General features: G+C 54.3%; 6 protein-coding genes. 4 read left to right on the forward strand and 2 right to left on the reverse strand.

The features are described from left to right. Positions 1 to 44 precede the first annotated feature (44 nt). The 3 genes from BP822_RS05205 to BP822_RS05215 are packed head-to-tail and all read left to right on the forward strand — an operon-like array spanning position 45 to position 1,142. Positions 45 to 182, forward strand: a complete 138-nt coding sequence (locus BP822_RS05205) for a hypothetical protein (RefSeq protein ID WP_273467307.1) — start codon at positions 45 to 47, stop codon at positions 180 to 182. Positions 183 to 190: 8 nt separating this feature from the next. Beyond that, positions 191 to 328 carry a hypothetical protein gene (locus BP822_RS05210; RefSeq protein ID WP_157863738.1) on the forward strand — a complete coding sequence of 46 codons (138 nt, stop codon included), beginning with the start codon at positions 191 to 193 and terminating at the stop codon, positions 326 to 328. 13 nt (positions 329 to 341) lie between these two features. Then, the gene (locus BP822_RS05215) at positions 342 to 1,142 is read left to right on the forward strand and encodes a class I SAM-dependent methyltransferase (RefSeq protein ID WP_286877874.1); all 801 of its coding nucleotides are present in this window, start codon (positions 342 to 344) and stop codon (positions 1,140 to 1,142) included. Positions 1,143 to 1,217: 75 nt separating this feature from the next. On the opposite strand, the gene BP822_RS05220 is transcribed toward BP822_RS05215, so the two are convergent. Further along, positions 1,218 to 1,838 (reverse strand): hypothetical protein, encoded by a 621-nt coding sequence (locus BP822_RS05220; RefSeq protein WP_013719519.1) that lies wholly within the window; start codon positions 1,836 to 1,838, stop codon positions 1,218 to 1,220. 67 nt (positions 1,839 to 1,905) lie between these two features. Then, entirely contained in the window at positions 1,906 to 2,340 is a 435-nt protein-coding gene (locus tag BP822_RS05225) for a hypothetical protein (protein ID WP_013719520.1), read from the reverse strand. 282 nt (positions 2,341 to 2,622) lie between these two features. Between BP822_RS05225 and BP822_RS05230 the strand changes: the two genes are divergently transcribed. After that, positions 2,623 to 2,775 carry a hypothetical protein gene (locus BP822_RS05230; protein ID WP_157863739.1) on the forward strand — a complete coding sequence of 51 codons (153 nt, stop codon included), beginning with the start codon at positions 2,623 to 2,625 and terminating at the stop codon, positions 2,773 to 2,775. Positions 2,776 to 2,833: the final 58 nt, after the last annotated feature.

Consider the following 2,833-nt stretch of genomic DNA (forward strand, 5'->3'; position numbering starts at 1 on the left):
CTTACCTAATATTTATATCAGTTGAGGGCGGCGTGAAAGTAATTATGGCAAAGGACTCCGCTTTCATCCTGTTGCGACTGCGTCGCAACTCCCCCGTACTCGCAGTCCGGGAGACCACCCTGAAGGATGGGGACTTCCCGCTCCGTCCTTCGCAATCCTACGAGTTAAAGAGGCGGAGATAGGTGAGCAAATGGTCCGGATCTACTTCAATAACCATGCCCGGTCCAAGGCGGCAGCAAATGCCTTTCAGCTAATGGACCTCTTAGAGATCCCCCACGAGCCCAAAAAGATCCGGCAGCAGGATCAGTTCACCCTGGGTTGCTTTTAAGAGGTGATATGAGATGCGTTTGAAGGAGGGGCTGGTGGGAGTTGTGCCCGAGGAGAGGCTCGCGCGTCTTTCCAGCCGTTTCCATGTGATCGGAGATATCGCTATCCTCTATCTTGACCCTGAACTGAACGGCTACAAGGATGAGATTGCTTCAGCCCTCTTGGATCAGTGCAGGAATGTTCGTACGGTCTTCAATAAGATCACCCCCCTGGAGGGGGAGAGGAGAACCTCCCGCCTGGAGCTTCTGGCAGGCGAGGGGAATTCCGTCACCGTTCATCTGGAGTTCGGCTTTCGATATCATATGGATGTGGCGAGGGTCTTTTTCAACAGCCGTCTGGGTTACGAGAGGATGAGGGTGGCGGTCCAGGTAAAGGCAGGGGAAGAGGCGCTGGTCTTGTTTGCCGGGGTGGGCCCCTTCGCCATTCCCCCCGCCGCCCGGGGAGCTAGGGTGGTGGCCCTGGAGAAGAGCCCGGAGGCCTGCAGCTGGCTGGCGGAGAACGCCCGGGAGAATGGGGTGGCGGAGAGGATCGCGGTCATAAATGCGGATGCATTCTCTATGGCAGCCCTCCTGAAAAGAAGGTTTGACCGGGCGATTGTGCCCGCCCCCTATGGAATGGACCGGATAGTGGATGCCCTGCCAGGGATGCTGAGACGGGGTGGGATCATCCATTTTTATACCTTCAAGAAGGCCCAGCAGATCGAGGGGCTGAAAAAGAGCTACGAAGATCTGGGCCTGGAGGTGTTGCTGTGCAGAAGGTGCGGAAATGTAGCGCCAAATGTCAGCCGTTGGGCATTTGACATGCAGAAGATCTGATCAGATCCGGGAAGAGACGAAGATAAGGAAGTGAAACGGGGGGCAGCGCAGGCTGGGTCCCACCCTCCAGCTCATTCAGGGGCAGGGCAGAGTGAGGACGGACATATTTCCCACTACGGTTTCCGATCTGATCTGGGCATAGCCCATGTAGGTTCCTCCCATTATCATGGTGGGCACAGTGCGGGCGTTCTTCTGCACCCGCTGGCCGATCCTGGCCGAGCCCTGAATCTCAGAGCTGATCTGATAAACGGAGATCTTGTCATCCTGATAGGTCTTGGTGTCCTTAATCAGGTCTTTCTCTATCCGGTAGGTCTCAGAGAATACCGAGCCCACCTCATAGTTCTTGGCGCAGAGAGCATTTCTCAGGTCGCTTTGATTGAGGGGAGGATGGTAGGGCTTGTAGTCGAATTCCACTGAGGTGACCAGGGAGGTCTCGTCCATTTCCGAATCCCTATAAGTGACGGAGTCGAGGGTTCTGGTGACCACTCCGCTGCCGCTCGAGCCGAGAACCACCTTCTGTCCAGCAAAGCCAGGCTGGGTCTGAAGGATGCGGGACTCCTCCATATAGCCGTTGACGAATACCCAGGAGTGCTCAGTCGTGTTCTGGGCGAATGAATCAGCAGAACAGGCCGCCTGCCCGGCAGCGACCAGGGCAGCGATACAGGCCATGGATAGGACTAAAAGCATCGACTTCATCTTCGCGCCTCATCAACTTCCAGGTATCGAATGGAGTGGGTAAATATAAATGTGATCCCGCTGTCGTTCAGAAATCCGCCAGGGCAGGGCCGAAGGAGTAGTAGGCATCAGCAGGAACTCCCTTTATCAGCCCATAGGCGTCCGGCTCCGGCAGAAGGGAGATTCCTGTCTGGTTCCAGCTGGCGTCTATGGAATGCACCGGGGTGATGATCTGGCTCTTGAAGTAGGAGTCCGTCTGCCTGGTAGGGACGGTGGATATGGGCATGAGCATCAGGGATTCGTTCTTTCCGAATATCTCTTCTATCCAGGCGTTATACTGAGGGACGGCCTGATTGAAGTCTGCAGGGCTGCCCTGGAGTGCCTGGTCATATTTCTGGGCCATCTTCCATCCTACGCTCAGGCCGTCTAAGACCCCTTTCTGGTAGTCGCTCAGGGCCATAGAGGGGCCTATAAGGGCAGAAGCGAAGAGAATTGCCATAGATATTGCCAATATAGATCTCATTTTGATCCTCCGTTGTATGCAATGATCTATTGATATGAAGGGCATCATCGAAAAAGATTTTGCCTGATTGCTTCATCGCTTTTCCTGCGGCAGAACTGCGGCTGGATTCGTATTGGTATTTATGTGATGAGAGTGAAGTCAATGCTATCTGACAGAATCCCTTTCATTGGGCAATGATGGCCGCATCGAGTTCAGAGTGAGACTGCATTGCAGGACAGCATTTATTCATATTTGAGGCAGCGGCTCAATGAAGAGATGGGATTGCAGGAGGTGAAGCGTTCTATGAGCAAGAAGAAGGGTGCCAAGGGGATGCCAATCGAAGGCCCGGGCAAACATGATCCATCCAAGCCCCGGAAGAATAAGGCATATTCTCCGGTCTATGGCGAGACGAAGAGCGGAATCAAGAATGAGCAGCCCAGGAAAACGCGAATTTAGCTCAGGTCTTCTGCCCACACGCTCTATTTTTCCCGACAGGTAAACTACTCCGGCCTAA

Origin of the sequence: Methanosaeta sp. UBA458, from assembly GCF_002496085.1 — an archaeon.
Lineage (GTDB): Archaea > Halobacteriota > Methanosarcinia > Methanotrichales > Methanotrichaceae > Methanothrix > Methanothrix soehngenii.

Excerpts from the sequence above, each read along its gene's own strand:
- BP822_RS05230 (WP_157863739.1), top strand. The coding sequence starts at position 2,623 with ATGAGCAAGAAGAAGGGTGCCAAGGGGATGCCAATCGAAGGCCCGGGC.
- BP822_RS05220 (WP_013719519.1), bottom strand. The coding sequence starts at position 1,838 with ATGAAGTCGATGCTTTTAGTCCTATCCATGGCCTGTATCGCTGCCCTG.
- BP822_RS05210 (WP_157863738.1), top strand. The coding sequence starts at position 191 with ATGGTCCGGATCTACTTCAATAACCATGCCCGGTCCAAGGCGGCAGCA.
- BP822_RS05225 (WP_013719520.1), bottom strand. The coding sequence starts at position 2,340 with ATGAGATCTATATTGGCAATATCTATGGCAATTCTCTTCGCTTCTGCC.
- BP822_RS05215 (WP_286877874.1), top strand. The coding sequence starts at position 342 with ATGCGTTTGAAGGAGGGGCTGGTGGGAGTTGTGCCCGAGGAGAGGCTC.
- BP822_RS05205 (WP_273467307.1), top strand. The coding sequence starts at position 45 with ATGGCAAAGGACTCCGCTTTCATCCTGTTGCGACTGCGTCGCAACTCC.